Origin of the sequence: Mongoliibacter sp. (assembly GCF_007692705.1) — a bacterium.
Lineage (GTDB): Bacteria > Bacteroidota > Bacteroidia > Cytophagales > Cyclobacteriaceae > Mongoliibacter.
The window spans coordinates 16,109-33,600 of record NZ_REBN01000128.1 but is presented as its reverse complement, the minus strand read 5'-3'; the positions used below and the strand labels follow the sequence as shown (position 1 = coordinate 33,600).

General features: G+C 37.8%; 17 protein-coding genes. 8 read left to right on the top strand and 9 right to left on the bottom strand.

What is annotated here, in order from left to right; genetic code table 11:
• Window positions 1–3: 3 nt before the first annotated feature.
• From EA341_RS06880 to EA341_RS06870, 3 genes are all read right to left on the bottom strand, one after another.
• A complete protein-coding gene (locus EA341_RS06880; protein ID WP_293012521.1) occupies window positions 4–243 on the bottom strand; it encodes a hypothetical protein in 240 nt (79 codons plus the stop codon).
• A 435-nt stretch (window positions 244–678) separates the two neighbouring features.
• On the bottom strand, window positions 679–2,313 hold the full coding sequence (locus EA341_RS06875; RefSeq protein ID WP_293012520.1) for an ABC-F family ATP-binding cassette domain-containing protein: 1,635 nt from the start codon (window positions 2,311–2,313) through the stop codon (window positions 679–681).
• 299 nt (window positions 2,314–2,612) lie between these two features.
• On the bottom strand, window positions 2,613–3,485 hold the full coding sequence (locus EA341_RS06870) for a carboxypeptidase-like regulatory domain-containing protein (protein WP_293012519.1): 873 nt from the start codon (window positions 3,483–3,485) through the stop codon (window positions 2,613–2,615).
• 274 nt (window positions 3,486–3,759) lie between these two features.
• On the opposite strand from EA341_RS06870, the gene EA341_RS06865 reads away from it, so the two are divergent.
• Window positions 3,760–4,032, top strand: coding sequence for a hypothetical protein (locus EA341_RS06865; RefSeq protein ID WP_293012518.1), 273 nt, complete (start codon window positions 3,760–3,762; stop codon window positions 4,030–4,032).
• Window positions 4,033–4,122: 90 nt separating this feature from the next.
• On the opposite strand, the gene nhaA is transcribed toward EA341_RS06865, so the two are convergent.
• Both nhaA and sucD read right to left on the bottom strand, forming a co-directional pair.
• Window positions 4,123–5,526 (bottom strand): Na+/H+ antiporter NhaA, encoded by a 1,404-nt coding sequence (gene nhaA, locus EA341_RS06860; protein ID WP_293012517.1) that lies wholly within the window; start codon window positions 5,524–5,526, stop codon window positions 4,123–4,125.
• Between the two features lie 317 nt (window positions 5,527–5,843).
• Window positions 5,844–6,725 (bottom strand): succinate--CoA ligase subunit alpha, encoded by an 882-nt coding sequence (gene sucD / locus EA341_RS06855; protein ID WP_293012516.1) that lies wholly within the window; start codon window positions 6,723–6,725, stop codon window positions 5,844–5,846.
• A 128-nt stretch (window positions 6,726–6,853) separates the two neighbouring features.
• On the opposite strand from sucD, the gene EA341_RS06850 reads away from it, so the two are divergent.
• The 5 genes from EA341_RS06850 to EA341_RS06830 are packed head-to-tail and all read left to right on the top strand — an operon-like array spanning window position 6,854 to window position 13,842.
• Window positions 6,854–10,282: an ATP-binding protein gene (locus EA341_RS06850; RefSeq protein WP_293012515.1), complete on the top strand. Its 3,429-nt coding sequence runs from the start codon at window positions 6,854–6,856 to the stop codon at window positions 10,280–10,282.
• A 52-nt stretch (window positions 10,283–10,334) separates the two neighbouring features.
• The gene (locus EA341_RS06845) at window positions 10,335–11,513 is read left to right on the top strand and encodes an ATP-binding protein (RefSeq protein ID WP_293012514.1); all 1,179 of its coding nucleotides are present in this window, start codon (window positions 10,335–10,337) and stop codon (window positions 11,511–11,513) included.
• A 2-nt stretch (window positions 11,514–11,515) separates the two neighbouring features.
• A complete protein-coding gene (locus tag EA341_RS06840) occupies window positions 11,516–12,148 on the top strand; it encodes an ABC transporter ATP-binding protein (protein ID WP_293012513.1) in 633 nt (210 codons plus the stop codon).
• The gene (locus EA341_RS06835) at window positions 12,145–13,371 is read left to right on the top strand and encodes an FtsX-like permease family protein (RefSeq protein ID WP_293012512.1); all 1,227 of its coding nucleotides are present in this window, start codon (window positions 12,145–12,147) and stop codon (window positions 13,369–13,371) included. The genes EA341_RS06840 and EA341_RS06835 overlap by 4 nt, the downstream gene beginning before the upstream one ends.
• 33 nt (window positions 13,372–13,404) lie before the next feature.
• Window positions 13,405–13,842 carry a hypothetical protein gene (locus EA341_RS06830; protein WP_293012577.1) on the top strand — a complete coding sequence of 146 codons (438 nt, stop codon included), beginning with the start codon at window positions 13,405–13,407 and terminating at the stop codon, window positions 13,840–13,842.
• Between the two features lie 12 nt (window positions 13,843–13,854).
• Here the strand turns inward: EA341_RS06830 and EA341_RS06825 are convergent, their stop codons facing one another.
• The gene (locus EA341_RS06825; protein ID WP_293012511.1) at window positions 13,855–14,679 is read right to left on the bottom strand and encodes an aminotransferase class IV; all 825 of its coding nucleotides are present in this window, start codon (window positions 14,677–14,679) and stop codon (window positions 13,855–13,857) included.
• Between the two features lie 229 nt (window positions 14,680–14,908).
• On the opposite strand from EA341_RS06825, the gene EA341_RS06820 reads away from it, so the two are divergent.
• Window positions 14,909–15,343, top strand: a complete 435-nt coding sequence (locus EA341_RS06820) for a hypothetical protein (RefSeq protein ID WP_293012510.1) — start codon at window positions 14,909–14,911, stop codon at window positions 15,341–15,343.
• Here EA341_RS06820 and EA341_RS06815 read toward each other — a convergent pair.
• The 3 genes from EA341_RS06815 to EA341_RS06805 form a co-directional block, all read right to left on the bottom strand.
• Window positions 15,340–15,792 carry a cytochrome c gene (locus EA341_RS06815; protein WP_293012508.1) on the bottom strand — a complete coding sequence of 151 codons (453 nt, stop codon included), beginning with the start codon at window positions 15,790–15,792 and terminating at the stop codon, window positions 15,340–15,342. The two genes, EA341_RS06820 and EA341_RS06815, sit on opposite strands and share 4 nt — an antisense overlap.
• Window positions 15,785–16,408 carry an SCO family protein gene (locus EA341_RS06810; RefSeq protein WP_293012506.1) on the bottom strand — a complete coding sequence of 208 codons (624 nt, stop codon included), beginning with the start codon at window positions 16,406–16,408 and terminating at the stop codon, window positions 15,785–15,787. Before EA341_RS06810 ends, EA341_RS06815 begins: the two co-directional genes overlap by 8 nt.
• 66 nt (window positions 16,409–16,474) lie before the next feature.
• Complete coding sequence (locus EA341_RS06805; protein ID WP_293012504.1) at window positions 16,475–17,011, bottom strand: CopD family protein; 537 nt, start codon at window positions 17,009–17,011, stop codon at window positions 16,475–16,477.
• 49 nt (window positions 17,012–17,060) lie between these two features.
• Here EA341_RS06805 and EA341_RS06800 point away from each other — a divergent pair, with 49 nt between their 5' ends.
• Window positions 17,061–17,465 carry a hypothetical protein gene (locus EA341_RS06800; RefSeq protein ID WP_293012502.1) on the top strand — a complete coding sequence of 135 codons (405 nt, stop codon included), beginning with the start codon at window positions 17,061–17,063 and terminating at the stop codon, window positions 17,463–17,465.
• Window positions 17,466–17,492: the final 27 nt, after the last annotated feature.

The following is a 17,492-nucleotide window of genomic DNA, read 5'->3' as shown; positions in this document are numbered from 1 at the left end:
ATGTTAAAGCTTCAAGTCTTTCTCTCTGAATTTCCTACTATTTCTAATATCTTTTATGATTTCTTCGGCGGGCTTCTCAGATATCAAACCTCCGAAGGAACTGAAAAAATCCTTTTCATTAGACTTTCTCCCTTTCCTTATAGATTTCGCAAGCCGTTCTAGCAGCTCTAGTTTGCTTGCTGAATTTAAACTTTCAATGAGCTCGGAATACGTTTCTACGATATGGCGTTCTGCATGTGTCATAGCCTGATTTTAATAAATATATGAAATTACATCATAAAAACTGATTTTTATTCTACTTGGTTCTTTTTTAACTTCCCTGTAATTAATAGCATTCCAAAGTGGCATGATATCAAATATATTGTTGCTATATCTCAAATAAAGACAAAAAACTTTTTGTAAATCCTAACTATCAAGAGAAAATCAGATCAAATACATAATTCAGGGAGATAAATGCCTTAATATCAACCAAGTATCTATGAATATCTTCTCAAGGAAAAATTTCATGGAAATAAGGCTTGATTCTTAGAAATTATTTCGCCGAAGGCATATATCCATATATTTCGCACATGATATATCAATAAAAAATATCCATCAATATCATTCAATAAATATCAACATCTATTCTAATATTTCTAATATTTTTCGCGAAGCATATTTCCATTTATTTCAAAGAAGTTATTTCCTTTCAACCTCCCTCAAATTTTCCAACTTTTTATTTCGCAGGAAGCCATTGATGTCTTCAAAGTGTTCTTTGACACGTTTGTTACCGAATTCAAATACCTTGGTGGCCAAGCCATCCAAAAAGTCCCTATCATGGGATACAAGGATCAAAGTCCCGTCAAAATCCCTCAAAGCATCCTTGATGATGTCCTTGGTACGCATGTCCAGGTGATTGGTAGGTTCATCCAGGATCAATAGGTTAACCGGTTCAAGTAAAAGTTTGATCATGGCCAAACGGGTTTTTTCTCCTCCAGAAAGAACTTTGACTTTTTTGTTGATATCATCTCCCTTAAACATAAATGCACCGAGCATGTCCTTGATTTTGGTACGGATTTCCCCAACTGCAATCTGATCTATGGTTTCGAAGATGGTCAGACTTTCGTCCAGCAATGAAGCCTGATTCTGTGCAAAGTAGCCGATTAAGGAATTGTGACCCAGTTCACATTTACCTTCATAGTCTATTTCTCCCATGATGGCTTTGATCATGGTGGATTTACCTTCCCCGTTTTTACCCACGAAGGCTACTTTCTGTCCCCTCTCTATGGTCATGGAAGCATTTTTGAACACCACATGGTCCCCATAGGACTTGGTAAGTTCTTCCACAATCACCGGATATTTTCCCGATCTTGGAGAAGGAGGGAAGCGTAATCTCAATGCAGAGCTATCCACTTCATCTACTTCTATGATTTCCATTTTCTCCAACATTTTCACCCGTGACTGTACCTGAAGGGTTTTGGAATAGGTGCCTTTGAAGCGGTCAATGAACCCTTGAATATCGGCAATGGTTCGCTGCTGCTCCTCGAATTGCTTTTGCTGTTGTTCGCGCCTTTCTTTTCTCAGTTCCAGGTAATGGGAATATTTGGCTTTGTAGTCATAAATCCGGCCCATGGTCACTTCTATGGTTCGGTTGGTGATGTTGTCCACAAATGCCTTATCGTGGGAAATCACCACCACAGCCTTGGCTTTTTCGGTCAAAAATTCCTCCAACCATTGGATGGACTCAATGTCAAGGTGATTGGTGGGCTCATCCAACAAGATCAGGTCAGGCTTTTGTAAAAGGATTTTGGCCAGCTCAATACGCATTCTCCATCCCCCTGAAAACTCCGTGGTAGGCCTATGGAAATCAGCTCTTTCAAAACCAAGACCCAAAAGCACCTTTTCCACCTCCTCCTCATAGTTGACTTCTTCTATGGAGTAGAATTTCTCTGATACTTCAGATACCCGTTCAATGATTTTATAATATTCTTCAGATTCATAATCAGTTCTGACAGTCAGTTCCTCGTTCAACCTATCGATTTCAGTTTTGAGATCAAGGTATGCTGCGAAAGCCTTGGCGGTTTCTTCAAATACCGTACAACTATCCGCTGTCAGCAAATGTTGGGGCAGGTATGCAATCACCGCATCTTTGGGAGCAGAGACTCCACCTTTGGAAGGTTTGGTCACCCCGGCAATGATTTTGAGCATGGTGGATTTTCCCGCGCCATTTTTACCCATCAGGGCAATTTTATCGGTAGGGTTGATGGAAAAGGAAATGTCACTGAATAAGGCATGTCCGCCATGGATGACGGCAATATTGTCAACTGAGATCATGGTATTTGAAATTCAAGGGGCAAAGGTAATTTATTCTTGAAATAAATTTCATGAAATCGTAGTGAAACGAAGATCGCGAGAGCAAAGCGGTTCGAAATAAAATTGAAATATGATAGAAATAAGTGGGATATAGGACTATTGAGATATTGGGGGATACTTTTTGATATAAGTGGATATTGGGGTATAAATGAAGAGGAAATAATGTAGAAATAAGGTTGAAATAAAGTAGAAATATATACGATCCTGTCTATTTCTCCGGAGGATAGTTTAGTGAAAGCAACTCATTCCGTCAATTTCAATCAATTCAAAATCATTCCACTTACCTGAATTGATGGAGCACCTTTTACCTCCTCCCATCCGTCATGACTTGATTTTTTTAGAAAGGATTTCCCAAAAGGGAATCCTGTTGTCATGCTGATAATCCCGTCTTCGATAATTTTTTCATAAGCAATCCATTCAATTCCAATCAGGTGCCTGTCTTGCAATAAGATATTCATGGATTCCAGATCAAATTCATACTCCTTGGTATCGTTTGGCTTCAAAGTCCAAATCAATTCATCTCTTGTATGGATTAATTCAAATTTCTCGTCATTCATTACCTTGTAAATATTAATTCTGAAAACAGCACTTTCAAACTGTAATAGTGATAAGCCCATTTTGACTGAAAGGAGTTTCACTTGTTTGCCTTTTGTGTCAATCTCAAAACCTATTTCTCTTCCCAGATTTTCTTCCGGCTTCCTACTTTTTGGATTATAAGCTAATCCAAACATTGATTTCCGGCTGGTTTTCCCCCAATTTCTATAAGCATTTTCCCCTTCACTTTCCAATACAAATTCCGGCAATTCCACAGAATCCGGAGTTAATTCAAACACCATTGGGCAATCGCCCAAAATGCAATGCTCTTTAATTTCTGACCATAAAATATTTAGTGGTTTGTAACCTATTTTAGAAATTTTCAAAGTTGGGTTAGTCTGTTCAGAGATAGATTCCAACTTGAACTTGCCCTGCGGTCCGGCAACAGTTCCTTTATTTAAATTAAGCCAACCAATGCTACAGAAGGATAAAGGTTCACCTGTTAAGCCATCAACAATTTGTCCTTGGATTACATTGTTCTGGGCAAAACAAATCGATATACAGGATATCAAAAAGATAAATGTGAAATTGATTTTCATTCGATTAAAATTTTGAATCCACTTCAAATATTTTGTCCCAAAGATAGGTTTTGGGTACGATAAGCATAGTTAAAAAATATTAATCGACTTTTTGTTTATAGCGGACAATGCCTCAATTTGTGGAATTTTCTTGATTTTTTTATTTATAAATCCATCCACTTTTTGCTGAATTTGATGTTTAGAGTATCCAAATAGCTTAGATTATTGAAATCGACCCCAATTCTGATTTCGGAACAATATTTGCACTTTTTAACGAAACTATATTTTAAAAACTATGAATAACAGAGAGAAATTAAACAAAATGGACAGGGCAATCAGGATGCTCGAAGACTTGAAAAACAGTCAGGTGGCTATGGTGGAAAAAGCTTCTCAGTTACAGATGGACGCAATGGAGTTCAATTTTTCGGATATGGAGAAAAACATGGGAGACCTTTTTAGCCGTTACAATGAGTCCCTTGATTTAGTTAATGCAGAAATTGAAAGATTTGAAATTAAAAGAAACCAGTTTGAGCAAAAGCATGGATTGGATAAAATGGAAGATGAGTAAATCTATTTCGATATGATCCGCTTGTAATTAGGAACCCCGGTTATACTCAAATTATAACCGGGGTTTTTTGTGACCGCTTGATAGAATCATTTATGCATTTTGTTTCTCCAGTACCTCTTCTCCACCTTCAGTAGCGACCACATTTTTAGAAGATGAGAAGAATCTGTTTTTATGGCTTGTAGCCCTTTTGAGAATTAAGTAGCCCATTAGTCCTGAAACCATTGAAGCCATTAAAATCCCCATTTTTGCCTGCTCTATATAAACAGGGTTTTCAAAGGCTAGGGCAGTAATAAATAGTGACATGGTGAAACCTATGGCGGCAAGACAGGAGACACCCAAAATCATGGATTTGTTGAAACCATCCGGCATTTCATACCAGCCCAATTTTAACCCTAAAATACAAAGCCCATAAATTCCTATAATTTTCCCAAAGAGAAGTCCAAAACTTACTCCCATAGCTACCGGGCTACCTATCATTTGTAGCCAGTTGCTGTCAATAACAACACCCGCATTGGCAAGAGCGAATATCGGCATGACCAAGTAAACCACTAACCCATGCATATTTCTTTCAAGTCTTTGGAGTGGGGATATAGAGGCTTTGGAGATTCTTTTTATTTCTCCAATGATATTTTCTTCTTCGCTTGAAAGTAAATACATTTCCTGCTCGGCTTTATTGGCTGTTTTAAACTTTGCCGCCAATTGTTTGATATTGTTGAGGTAGTTTGTTTTGTTGATTTTTCTGTCTGCAGGAATTGCAAAGGCTGCGAGCACCGCTGCAACTGTGGCATGCACTCCTGAAAGCAGTGTTGCCAGCCAAACGCCACCAATTCCTAAAATCGCAAATATTAATACTCTTCTCACGCCTAATTTATTGAGGGTGAACATCAGACCAAGAATTATTCCTCCAATAGTAAGGTTTAAAAGAGAGATTTCAGAAGTATAAAATATGGCCACGATTAACACGGCTCCCAGATCGTCCATAATAGCCAAAGCTGTCAAAAATACTTTTAACTGAATAGGAACTCTTGGACCTAAAAGGTACAGAACACCTAAAGCAAACGCGATGTCTGTAGCCATGGGAATACCCCAGCCCCGGATTACTTCAGCAGAACCCCCGTAGTTAAAAGCTAAGTATATCAAGGCAGGAATCAACATTCCACCAACAGCTCCTACTATAGGCATGAGGACATTTCTGGGCACAGAAAGCTCTCCCGCTAGAATTTCTCTTTTTAACTCCAAGCCCACAACAAAGAAGAAAATTGACATTAGACCGTCATTGATCCAAAGTAATAAGGATTTTTCTAACGCAAAGCCTCCGAAGGTAAAGCCAATGCTTTGATTCAAGAACCATTGTACATAATTATTGGCAGGAGAATTAGACAGTATCAGTGCCATCGCAGCTGAAAAAAATAAAAGAAATGAGCTGAATGTGCTTTTTTTGATAAACCGCATCATTGGGTCTAACATGCTGAAATTCAAAGTGCCTATAGTCATAATTCCTATCCTTTAATTTTATAAATAGAATCCTGAGCAAATTATTACGCACAAGATTAATAGAAAGGTTACCTTGAAAATGCCTTGAAATAGGTGTATTAATTATTTTGTCTGGTATAACTTACCAAGCGTAAATTGCAAATCCTATGACTTAAAAAAAATATAATTTGTTATAAAAATAATTTTAATGAATTCAAAATGCATAATTATGGGTTTGAAAAAATATTATAAAAAAAGGATTGCTGGAAATGAAATTCCACAACAATCCTTTTTAATGCTTGAAAAATAATGTATAAATATTCTTTATATATATTATTTTATGCTTCCACACCCAAAACTCTGGCCATTACAGCTCCGATTTCTGCAGGTGATTCAGCTACGTGTATTCCATTTTCAGCCATGATACGCATCTTGGCAGCTGCAGTATCATCTGCACCACCGATAATTGCACCGGCATGACCCATCCTGCGTCCTGGAGGTGCAGTTTGTCCTGCGATAAAGCCAACAACAGGTTTTTTGTTACCGTTTTCTCTTATCCACTTGGCAGCCTCAGCTTCATAGTTTCCTCCTATTTCACCGATCATGACGATTGCGTCAGTTTCAGGATCCTCCATCAACAATTGTACTGCATCTTTTGTAGAAGTACCTATAATTGGGTCGCCGCCAATACCTATGGCAGTGGAAACTCCTAATCCGGCTTTTGCGATCTGGTCAGCAGCTTCGTAAGTCAAAGTACCTGATTTGGAGACAATGCCAACACGCCCTTGTTTGAAGACAAAGCCTGGCATGATACCTACTTTAGCTTCTCCCGGAGTGATTACACCTGGGCAGTTAGGCCCTATTAGTGTCGCCCCTCTTTCTTTCATGTAAGGCTTGGCTCTCATCATATCTGCCACTGGTATACCTTCCGTGATGGCAATGATTACTTTGATTCCTGCATCTGAAGCTTCCATAATGGCGTCTGCCGCAAATGCCGGCGGAACAAAAATAATGGAAGTATTGGCACCTGTTTTTTCTACTGCCTCTTCCACAGAGTTGAAAACCGGCCTTTCTAAGTGAGTAGAACCACCTTTACCCGGAGTAACGCCACCAACGACGTTGGTTCCGTATTCTATCATCTGCTGTGCATGGAACGAACCTTCAGATCCCGTGAAGCCCTGCACAATTACTTTTGAATCCTTATTTACTAAAACACTCATGTTTTGATTTTTAAAGTTTCAACAAAAATATAAGATTAAGCCCGTAGACAAAAAGAAATGGTAAACAATATCCAATTAATTTACAGTGTGCATATCTTTTTCTAATTTAGATGGCAGGAAATAACCACATGAAGAAACCGATTCTCCTTTTATATGCGCTTTTGATTTTTCAAATCGGACATGCTCAGGTATTCCAATTCAATAGGTATATCAGGGGGCTGGACCTCCCTTCTGATAATGTTTTTGAAATTCTCCAGGATGATGAAGGGAAAATGTGGTTCAACTCCGCTCAAGGAGTATACTATTCAGATGGTTTTTTTACGCATGCATTGCCTGATCATATCATAGATCAACTTTCTTTCAAAGTAGGTTTACTCAAAGACGGTGACGGCAAAATGTGGGTTTATAATCAAATTGGAAAAGTCAAAGCATTTTATTGGGACTATAAGGATTGGCATGAGTTTGAGTTTCCTAAAGAGGTCCAAACTGGCTCTCCTGAGATCCAACATAAATTATTAATTAGTGGGCAAGGTGAAAATCGGGCCATTTTTCTACAGTCAAATACACATCTCACAATCTTTGACAGTGAGGATTGGTCTCACCACAGGATTCCAATAAATGAACTTGGGAATTTTCAATCAGTTCAGGCTTATGGTGATTCATTTTTGCTTTTATTCAAAAACAGAACACTTTTATTCGATAAAGAGCAAATATCTGAATTTGGATTTAATGGTATATCTCTTCCCGAAAGTATAAGTCATATTGAATATGATGCATACAGAGACAGGTATTTTTTCTTAGGAAAAGATTTTTTGGCCTCAGGTCCTGAAATAGATAGGCCAGATGAAATTCACCATTCAGGATTTGTCCGTAATACGTATAGTTTATTGGACTATAGTGGTTTGCAGGTAATAAATGGGATTGTGTTTTTTCATTATAACTCTCATCTGTACAAGCTTGACCTTGACAAAGGAAGCATCATTGAAATAGATGCTTTTGATGAATTGAAATCTTACAATATTTACAATTCCTACGTAGATAGAGAGGATATTATATGGTTAGGCTCTCATAGAGGAGTCTTGAATATTAAATCTTTGAGGTTTCAGAATTTCAAGTTCAATCCTTTATTGGATGATGAGGTAACGGCTATTTATGAATTGGAGCCTGATAAACTTTTATTAGGTTTCAATAATGGATTGCAGATTTTTTCTCAAGGGACTGTCAATACCCTAATGGAAGACCAAAGTATGGTTGGGCAGCCTAGAAATAGGATTACTAATTTTTCCAAAGATAAAAATGGCATAATTTGGTTTTCGTCCAACCTTGAAGGTTTAGGAAGATATGACCACAAAAGGAATAAGTTAAATTTTACACCTAGTCCTTTGGATAAATTTGTTACTGCAGTTTCAGCTGCAGGAGACTCTTTGTTTGTTGTCAGTAGAGACAGGGTTTATCTTTCTTCGATTCACAATCAATCTGAAAGCCATTTTGAAAATGATGTTACACAAATTTTTCTCGACAAGTTAAATCAGAAGGAAGCATATTTCAGGAAAGTAGATAAGCTTGGCGATGGAAGGATGGTGTATATGCAAGGAGGTAGCAATTTTCTTAAAGATGGGCTATATGAAGATGATAGCATGGTCACTGTAGTCGGTTTTGATTTTTTGGATCTTCAGGATTCAATTTTATTTGGCACAGAAGAAGGCTTGAAGCTGTGGAAAAATGGGGAATTTGACTTTTGGGAAATCAATGGTCAGCAAATCAAAAGACCTATTTATGCCTTACTTAAGGATTCCAGGGATAACATTTGGATAGGTACAGACAAAGGGGCCTATAAGTTTGATGGCAAAACCTTGAGAATCTTTGATGAGCGGAGTGGGCTATCCGGATCAGAAATCAATCGTGGTGCATTCAAAGAGGGCTATGATGGAAAGATTTATATCGGCACACAAAGAGGGATGTCTATTTATAATCCCGATGATGATTTGAGATGGGACTATAAGCCTATGGTAAATCTGGGTGAGATCAACCTTGTCAATTCACCTGAAAAAACTTTCGAGTTGGACAGGATTCCATACATAGAGAATTCTATCCGCATAGCTTATGATGCCGTTTCTTTTTTACAAGTTTCAGACCTTGTGATATCATACAGGCTTGAAGGTTACCATGAAGACTGGGTAGAACTCATTAACCCTAGAGAGAATACGCTATATTTCAACAATTTACCTCCAGGAGAATATCAACTGCACCTGAAAGCGGGATTAAGAGGTCTGGAGATGTCTGAAGAGGTGGTGTCAGAGAAATTTATAATCCGCAAGCCGATGTATCTCCAGACTTGGTTTGTGATTTTGGTCTTAGTGGGATTTCTGGGAATAGGATTCTTACTCAGTACTTTATTGAGTCAATTGAAAAAACAGGGTGTGCTCAAGAAAAAGATTGATGAAAAAACAGAAGAGGCTAAAGTGACTGAAGACCAGTTTAGAAATGTGTGGAACAGTTCTCAGGATGGGTTGGTAATCTCTGTAGAAGGCGGTAGGGTTATGTTTGCAAACCCTTCTATGACTTCATTGGCTGGTTTGGATATTTCCCTTGTTAAAGACCCAACTATTTCAGACTTTTTTACCGACCCGGATTATTATTATGACCAACGAACTTTATTGCTGGAAATGCTGCAACAGTCAGGAGGGAAAGTGGTGAAGGCTGATATGAAGATGCCTTTTAAGTCAGGCTTAAAAGATGTGGAATTTTATATTACAAATCTTAACTCAAATGCAGAAGGGAAAAAAGTATTTCTAAGCGTATTCAGAGATATTACTTCTAAAAAGGAATATGAACGTAGCCTAAAAGAGGCCAAAGAAAAGGCTGAGGAGTCCAATAGGGTTAAATCCAGTTTTTTAGCCAATATGAGTCATGAAATCAGGACTCCTTTAAATGGAATTTTGGGTACTGCTGAAAATATCATCATGGAAAGAAAGGAGGACGAGGCATTGGCAAACCAGCTGGAAATCATCAGAGAATCAGGTGAAAGACTTCTTGAAACCATCAATAGTATCCTTGACCTTTCCAAAATAGAAGCTAATAAAATGGATGTGGTTTTTAAAGATACTAATATCAATGACTTTCTGAGTAAGGTGATGGTTCCATTAAAATCTCTAGCATTGAAAAAAGGGTTATTGCTCAGGGTGAAGTACGAAACACAACCATTTGAAGGTGCTATCGATCAAAGGTATTTTGAAATGATAGTCAATAACTTGGTAGGCAATGCCATCAAATACTCAGAGAAGGGGATGATTAAAGTTCTTTTGAAGGAAACAGATGGTCAATTGTACTTCCAAGTTCAAGATGAAGGAGTGGGGATCAGTGATCAATTCCTGACTAAGATATTCACTCCATTTGAGCAAGAAAGCAGTGGGTATGGAAGAGCTTATGAGGGGTCGGGTTTGGGATTGGTAATCACCAAAAACCTGATTACTCTGTTGAAGGGAGATATTACCATTGACAGTCAAAAAGGCAAGGGAACCTGTATTACAGTTTTGCTGCCACTCGGCTCAAATTGATTTTTGATATTGGATTAATCTAGTAATTTGCACTTTATTATTGACAACAAATATGTTCCCATTAAGGATATTGATCACGGAAGATGACCATGTCTCCGCGCTTTTACTCAAAAAAGCACTAGAAAAAAATAATCATCAAATAATTGGTATTTCAGATTCTGGGGAAAGAGCCTTGGAAATTCTGGAAGAAAATACCGCAGATATTGTGATGATGGATATCAATTTGGCCGGAGAACTTGATGGAATCCGTACTACAGAAATTATCAATGAGAAATATGATATTCCGGTCGTTTATCTCAGCGCCAGTTCGGATGCAGAAACCCTGTCTAAAGTTGTGGGAACCAACCCATCAGCATATGTGATCAAGCCTTTTAATATCAGGGAGTTGAATATGGTTATTGAGTTGGCAATTTTCAAAGATCGCAAGGAAAAAGAACTCCAAAAACTCAATAATGAGCTTGAAGAAAAAGTTAAACAAAGAACTGCTGATTTGGCTGAGGCCAATAAGGAGCTGACCAGGGCTTTGGAAAAGGAAAGAGAAATCGGTGAGTTGAAATCAAGGATAGTCTTGAATGTATCTCATGGATTCAAAACCCCTCTGACTTCAATACTCAGTTCCGCCCAGTTATTGCAGAAATATGCTGAGATGGAGCATCCTTTCAAAGCCAAGATTGTAAAGCATGCAGATAAGATTGAGAACTCAGTCCGCAGTTTGAATAGCCTCCTGACTTCTGTTTTGTTTTTCGGTAAAGCTGATGCCAATAAGATTGATTACAAGCCGCATAAAATGTTTTTGATGGCAATGTTCAATGAAGTGTTGGATGTAGTCAAAGCGGGAAGTGAAAATGATGTTAAAATCAATCTTAAGATAGGTAAGCTTCCTAAAACAATCGTTTCTGACCATGATCTCCTCTATCAGATCTATGAAAACTTACTTTCCAATGCTGTGAAATATTCCAAAGACGGTCAGGAAGTAGACTTTGAAGTTTCAGAAGAAGGCGGAATACTCACAGGCATAATCCGTGACCATGGAATAGGAATTCCCGAGAAAGAGCATGACCAATTGTTTGAGCGCTTTTTCAGGGCTAAAAACGTTGGAATCATTGAAGGCTCGGGTTTGGGTTTGTCAATAGTAAAAAAATGTATAGACGTTTTGAATGGTGAAATTACGTTTGAAAGTAAGCCGGGAAAAGGCACTACCTTTCGCGTCTCCATACCAATAAAAAAATAGATATGCTTGAAGCAAAAAATCTGGAATTCTACTATCAGGAAAAGCAAAAATTCAATATACCGGATATCAGTCTCTCTCCCGGAGAGCAATTGCTTATTATAGGAGCATCCGGTAGTGGCAAAACCACAGTTTTGAATATGCTAGGTGGGCTATTGAAGCCTCTCAAAGGGGAAATCACTATTGATGGAACTTCCTTGTATTCACTCTCAGGAGCCAGCTTGGATAAGTTTAGGGGGAAAAACATCGGTATCATTTTTCAAAAACCTCATATTCTTTCTCCGTTGACAGTGGAAGAAAACCTCAAGTTGGCTAATTATTTTTCAGGGAAAGAGGGGAATAAGATTGACAGCATCTTAAAAGAGCTGGGTATTTTCGATAAAAAGCATTCTAAGGTCACTACTCTTTCAGAAGGTGAAGCCCAGAGGGTCTCCATCGCAAGGGCATTGGCAAATGGACCTAAGGTAATTCTCGCGGATGAACCTACGGCAAGCCTGGATGATGTAAATGCAGAGAATGTCGTAAAACTTTTAAAGGAACAGGCCGAGAAATTCAATGCGGCATTGGTGATAGTCACCCATGATCAACGTGTCAAGGATCATATTTCTAATCAAATAACGATGGGAGGTTTAGTATGAACATGTTGAAATTAAGTTGGAAATATCTGATAGCCAAGCCACTGAATACTGGATTGAATATCTTATTGTTGGCGCTTGGATTGGCTATCATTACGGTTCTGATTCTTATCCAAGATCAGTTTGAAAACAAGATGACAAAGGATTCTCAAGGTATTGATCTTGTCGTTGGTGCGAAGGGAAGTCCCCTTCAACTTATCTTGTCGAGTGTGTACCATATTGATTTTCCTACAGGAAATATTGACCTCGAGGATGCTACTGCATTGACTAGGAATAGGCTTGTCAAAAATATCATTCCATTGGGAATGGGAGACAATTACCAAGGTTACAGGATAGTAGGGACAAATTACGATTACCTTGACTTATATGATGCAGGTTTACTAGAAGGGAAAAGATGGGAAAAACCATTTGATGTGGTTTTGGGAAATGAAGTTGCAGCAAAGCTTGATTTAAAAGTGGGGGATAACTTTATCGGTTCCCATGGGATTGGCAGTAGTAGTCACGAACATGATGAGCACCCTTATTTGGTTACAGGTATTCTTGAGCCTATGAATAATGTTTTGGACAAACTGGTATTGACTAGCATTGAGTCAGTTTGGTATACCCATGATGATGAGCATGATCATGAAAAGTTTGAGGCTTCAGTAGCTACTTCAGGATTTCCTGATCCTGGAGACGAGGATAGAGAACTGACTTCCTTACTCATCCAATACAGGAACCCAATGGCAGCTGTGCAACTTCCACGAATGATCAACAGCAGGACTAATTTACAGGCAGCTTCTCCATCTTTTGAGATCTCCAGGCTTTTTGAACTTTTGGGGATAGGTGTGAAGCTTATTCAGGGACTGGCTTTGGTCATTATAGTGATTGCAGGTCTCAGTATTTTTATAGCGCTTTTCAACTCTCTTAAGGAACGGAAATATGACTTGGCAGTCATGAGAACTCTCGGGGCCTCAAGTGGTCAGCTTTTTCTACATATTATTCTGGAAGGAGTGATTCTGACATTCCTAGGAGCCTTGGTCGGTATGGCAATGGGGCACCTTTTCCTAAGTATTATCGTTAACCTTAACGAACAAGGTGCCATCAGCAGCTTAAGTGCGTCTGTATTCTTGATAGAAGAATTGTATATTTTGGGATATGCAGTTGTAGTAGGTATTTTGGCATCTCTTATTCCTGCTTGGACTGCGTACCAAACAGATATTGCTAAACAACTTACAAAATCTTAATGAATGAAATCAACCATCAAAAAGTATATTAATATGATATTGAAAAGAATATTTCTATCCACGCTATTGATTTTGGCAGTAGGTGTAAGTTATGCCCAGTCATCAAATAATGTTTGGAGAGATCTTTCAGAAGTAACTTACAAAATCGGTCAGGACGAATTTGGAGAATTGTACATCCCTGTGTTTGGTGACAATATCAAAGGACTTGAAGGCAAAACTGTGGAGGCTGATGGATATATCATACCATTTGAAGGTATGTTTAAGCCTGAACATATTATATTATCTTCCTTGCCATTGGCGGAATGTTTTTTCTGTGGTTCGGGCGGGCCTGAAACCGTAATGGAGGTCTTGATGAAAAACCCGATCAAATACACATCAAAAAGAGTCAAAGTACGAGGTACGCTTACCTTGAATGATTCCGACCCCGAAAAATTGATGTATATTCTTAAAAATGCGGAATTGCTTAACTGATAAAAAAAGCTCTCATTTTTGAGAGCTTTTTTGTTCCATTTCAGCAAACTTTCTTATAAGGTCCTTAGTTTTTTCTCCGACCTTACCATCCCCGATTTTATGGACTCCAATTTGAGTAACAGGCAAGACTTTCTTGGTGGTCGAGGTGATGAAAGCTTCATCAGCATTTAAGAATTCATCGTACAAAATTGGTCTGATTGATACCTTCCCAGCCAATTCGAGTACTCTTTTTCTAGTGATTCCATGTAATATATCCTTGTCTGGAGTTGCAAGTTCTCCATCTTTTACCAAGAAAATATTAGACCGGGAACTTTCTGAAACATAACCATTCATATGGTATAATACATCTTCGGCACCTTGTTCTTTCCATATTTTACTGTGCCAGACAGGAAATGCATAGTTGGTAGTCTTGATATCAGCAATATAACGGACATGTTCTACAGGCAATAGCTTGATACCATTTTCATACTTCTCTTTTGAGGGGAAGTCTAAGTCTTCGTTGAAGATGAATAAGCTCCCATCCGTTGGTGAAAAATGGTTTTCTGAAACACCTCCTGAAAGCAGCATTCTGATTCCTCCGTCAGATAAATCATTTTTTTCTATCAAATCAAGTATGATATGCTCCAATTCCGTTTTAGAGTAATTTAAAGTCAAGTAAGTTTTTTCTGCTGAGCGAATGAATCTATCCAGATAGTCACCCAGAAAGAGAGGTTTGTAGTTTGATGTTCTGAAAAAATCAAAAATTCCGTACCCTCTTATCAGTCCTATATCCATGGGGTGTATACTGGCTTTTTCAGACGAGGTGATCTGATCTTGGGCAAAACAATACTGTTTCATATAATTCTTTTGATTAACATTTTAAAAATAAGAAATCGCTTCCTATTCATGTCAGGTAGAAGAGATTTATTTTAAAAAGAGAATAAATCTCAGGTTTTGGAATAAAAAATTTAAAATAATAATTATTACAATTAAAAAATGGATTAAATTTATCCCTATAAAGTATTTGTAAATAAATTGTGGGTTTTATAAAATATGTACTACATTACGAATGTCTAACCATTTAATTATGAAAAACATTTTTAGCAGTGTAAGCTGTATTATTTATGTTACAATTATTTTACTTTCTTGTGGCACACAAAATGAAAGTAATGAAGAGCTAAAAGATGAGGTAATAGCCATTCATGATGAGGTAATGCCTAAGATGGGAGAACTTAAAACCTTGAAAAAAAACATTTTAGCAGTTTCTGAAACCTTGTATCAGGAAGATTCAGTGATGCATGCAGAATTGATAGGGAAGTTGGAATCATTGGCAGAAAGAATGGATCAAGCTTTTGATGGCATGTTCGTTTGGATGCGTCAATACAAACCCGGTTCTGAAGATATGTCCGAAAAAGAGTATAGAGAGTATTTGCTGGATCAAAAAGAAAAAGTTCAAAAAGTTAATGCAGATATTAAAGCTACCATGAATGAAGCAAAGGTGATTTTGGATGCAAAAGGCTAATCGTTTTTTTCCAAATAACCGCCAACAGTATTGGCATCGATAAGCCCCTCTTTGTTCCCCCAAATATTGTATATATAAGTCATGATCTGAGCGATTTCCATATTGGTAAGTCTTGGGTTTGACGGCATTACTTGATCATAGACAACACCATTTACCATTATTTCGCCTTTTTGTCCGTATTTGATGATATGGGCTGTTCTGCCGATATCTTCTTTCATATAGTCGGATGGGTTTAGGGGAGGAATAAGTTTTCCTAAACCAGTCCCATCCTTTTGATGGCAATTGGCACAATAACTCTCATAAAGCACTTTGCCTTCAATGGCATACTGAAGTACCTTACTGTCTTTGATAGAAGCAAGGGTGTTTTCATCCTTTTTGGTACCGGATTGGCAGGAAAATAATCCGCTCAATACCACTATATAGAAATAATAGGCTAAATTCTTACTCATTCGATGGGAGTAATTTAGGGATATCCTTCATCAGCCTGTTGACTTGATCTTCTTTCGTGCCGTCATAAACGCCTCTTATCCTCCCTTTCTGATCTACAAGAACAAATGCTCCTGAGTGAAGAATCCCCCCTGGTTCAGTTTGGTCTGACATGGCAGTTGTCAGGTAACTTGTCTGTCCGATTTCAAATATTTTTTCTTGATCCCCTGTGAGAAAGTGCCAAGTATTGTCATTTTCTACACCGATTTTGGCGGCATAATCTTTTAGTAGTTCCGAAGTATCATGCTCTGGGTCCAGCGTATGACTTAAAATCATAAAGTCCGGTTCGTTATCGAACTTTTCGTAAACCCGTAGCATTTGGGTTTTCATGACAGGACAGATGGTAGGACAGGTAGTGAAAAAGAAATCAGCAATATACACTTTGCCATCAGTAGAGGAATTAGTGATTTCTCTTCCCTCCTGATTGATAAACTTAAACTGCCCGATCTTGTGATATACCGTATCTTGGACAACCTTACCTTCCATTTCAAATTCATTGACATGTGAGTTTCCAAGAATAGGAAGTGTTTTATTCCGGTCACTTTCCTTTTCGGAATTTCCTGATTCACAGCTACTCATAAGAATCGAAAATATTAAAACTGAATAGACGTATATTCTGCTGTTTTTCATTTTTTAAATAAATTATTATTGTTTTTCTCTTACTTTTTTGTACCATTTGATACCTAGCATCATTAGAATACCAAGTCCTACTAGACCAACGATTCCCCAAACGACACTGATAAGACTTTTTAGTACTATTAGGAAAACAATTGCAAACAGTAAAATAGTTGCAACTTCATTCCAAACTCTTAACTGAGTTGAGGTCCATTTTGTGATGCCATTTTGCAAATCTTTGTAGATTTTGTGGCAGATCAAATGATAAACATAAAGGAATAACACAAATCCGAGTTTGGCCTGCATGAAGCCTAGCTGCAAATATCCCGATCGGTAATAGAGCACCCAAAAGCCAAAGATCAAGGTAAGGATGGCAGATGGCCAAGTGATAATCATCCATAATCGATTGGCCATGAGCTTAAATTGGGGCACGAGGACTTTTCGCTCATTTTCCGGTTTTTCTAAGGCTTCTGTTTGATAGATGAATAGCCTGACTATATAAAATAGTCCTGCAAACCAGGTGATTACAAAAATGATATGAAGGGCTTTGATATATTCGAAGGCCATTGTTGAATTTTTCCTCTAAATTAATGCATTAAATTGAATGACATCTGATATGCAAGGTAAGAAACTGTTTTATTTTATTGGGGGGATTGTCCTGGTTCTCATTGTATGGATATCGGCAGAAACGATGACCCAGCCTGGAGTAGTGGATTTAGCAGGGGAATTTAAAGAAATGGCTTTCTATAGAAATGAAAATAATACAGGACCTGTTATCAGAGTGTATGCAGTTTATACCACAGATAGCCTTTGGTCAGAAATGAGAGAATATGGTGATTTTATGCCACATACCAAATACGGAAATACAAAAGTTTTTTTCTTTACTGATGAGGCAACTACTCCAGATAATGTTCAAGGTAAAGAACCGTATTTCAAAGAAGAGTTTCAATCTTCATGCATAGCCAAATATGAAAAAACTGCGATGGGAGAAGTGAGGTTCACCAAGTATCCCTTCTTTTAATTGGTTATATTTAAATTTTAAAAATAA

Excerpts from the sequence above, each read along its gene's own strand:
- EA341_RS06835 (WP_293012512.1), top strand. The coding sequence starts at position 12,145 with ATGAACATGTTGAAATTAAGTTGGAAATATCTGATAGCCAAGCCACTG.
- nhaA (WP_293012517.1), bottom strand. The coding sequence starts at position 5,526 with ATGACTATAGGCACTTTGAATTTCAGCATGTTAGACCCAATGATGCGG.
- EA341_RS06810 (WP_293012506.1), bottom strand. The coding sequence starts at position 16,408 with ATGAGTAGCTGTGAATCAGGAAATTCCGAAAAGGAAAGTGACCGGAAT.
- sucD (WP_293012516.1), bottom strand. The coding sequence starts at position 6,725 with ATGAGTGTTTTAGTAAATAAGGATTCAAAAGTAATTGTGCAGGGCTTC.
- EA341_RS06815 (WP_293012508.1), bottom strand. The coding sequence starts at position 15,792 with ATGAGTAAGAATTTAGCCTATTATTTCTATATAGTGGTATTGAGCGGA.
- EA341_RS06830 (WP_293012577.1), top strand. The coding sequence starts at position 13,405 with ATGATATTGAAAAGAATATTTCTATCCACGCTATTGATTTTGGCAGTA.
- EA341_RS06870 (WP_293012519.1), bottom strand. The coding sequence starts at position 3,485 with ATGAAAATCAATTTCACATTTATCTTTTTGATATCCTGTATATCGATT.
- EA341_RS06820 (WP_293012510.1), top strand. The coding sequence starts at position 14,909 with ATGAAAAACATTTTTAGCAGTGTAAGCTGTATTATTTATGTTACAATT.
- EA341_RS06800 (WP_293012502.1), top strand. The coding sequence starts at position 17,061 with ATGCAAGGTAAGAAACTGTTTTATTTTATTGGGGGGATTGTCCTGGTT.
- EA341_RS06825 (WP_293012511.1), bottom strand. The coding sequence starts at position 14,679 with ATGAAACAGTATTGTTTTGCCCAAGATCAGATCACCTCGTCTGAAAAA.
- EA341_RS06865 (WP_293012518.1), top strand. The coding sequence starts at position 3,760 with ATGAATAACAGAGAGAAATTAAACAAAATGGACAGGGCAATCAGGATG.
- EA341_RS06805 (WP_293012504.1), bottom strand. The coding sequence starts at position 17,011 with ATGGCCTTCGAATATATCAAAGCCCTTCATATCATTTTTGTAATCACC.
- EA341_RS06845 (WP_293012514.1), top strand. The coding sequence starts at position 10,335 with ATGTTCCCATTAAGGATATTGATCACGGAAGATGACCATGTCTCCGCG.
- EA341_RS06840 (WP_293012513.1), top strand. The coding sequence starts at position 11,516 with ATGCTTGAAGCAAAAAATCTGGAATTCTACTATCAGGAAAAGCAAAAA.
- EA341_RS06850 (WP_293012515.1), top strand. The coding sequence starts at position 6,854 with ATGAAGAAACCGATTCTCCTTTTATATGCGCTTTTGATTTTTCAAATC.
- EA341_RS06875 (WP_293012520.1), bottom strand. The coding sequence starts at position 2,313 with ATGATCTCAGTTGACAATATTGCCGTCATCCATGGCGGACATGCCTTA.
- EA341_RS06880 (WP_293012521.1), bottom strand. The coding sequence starts at position 243 with ATGACACATGCAGAACGCCATATCGTAGAAACGTATTCCGAGCTCATT.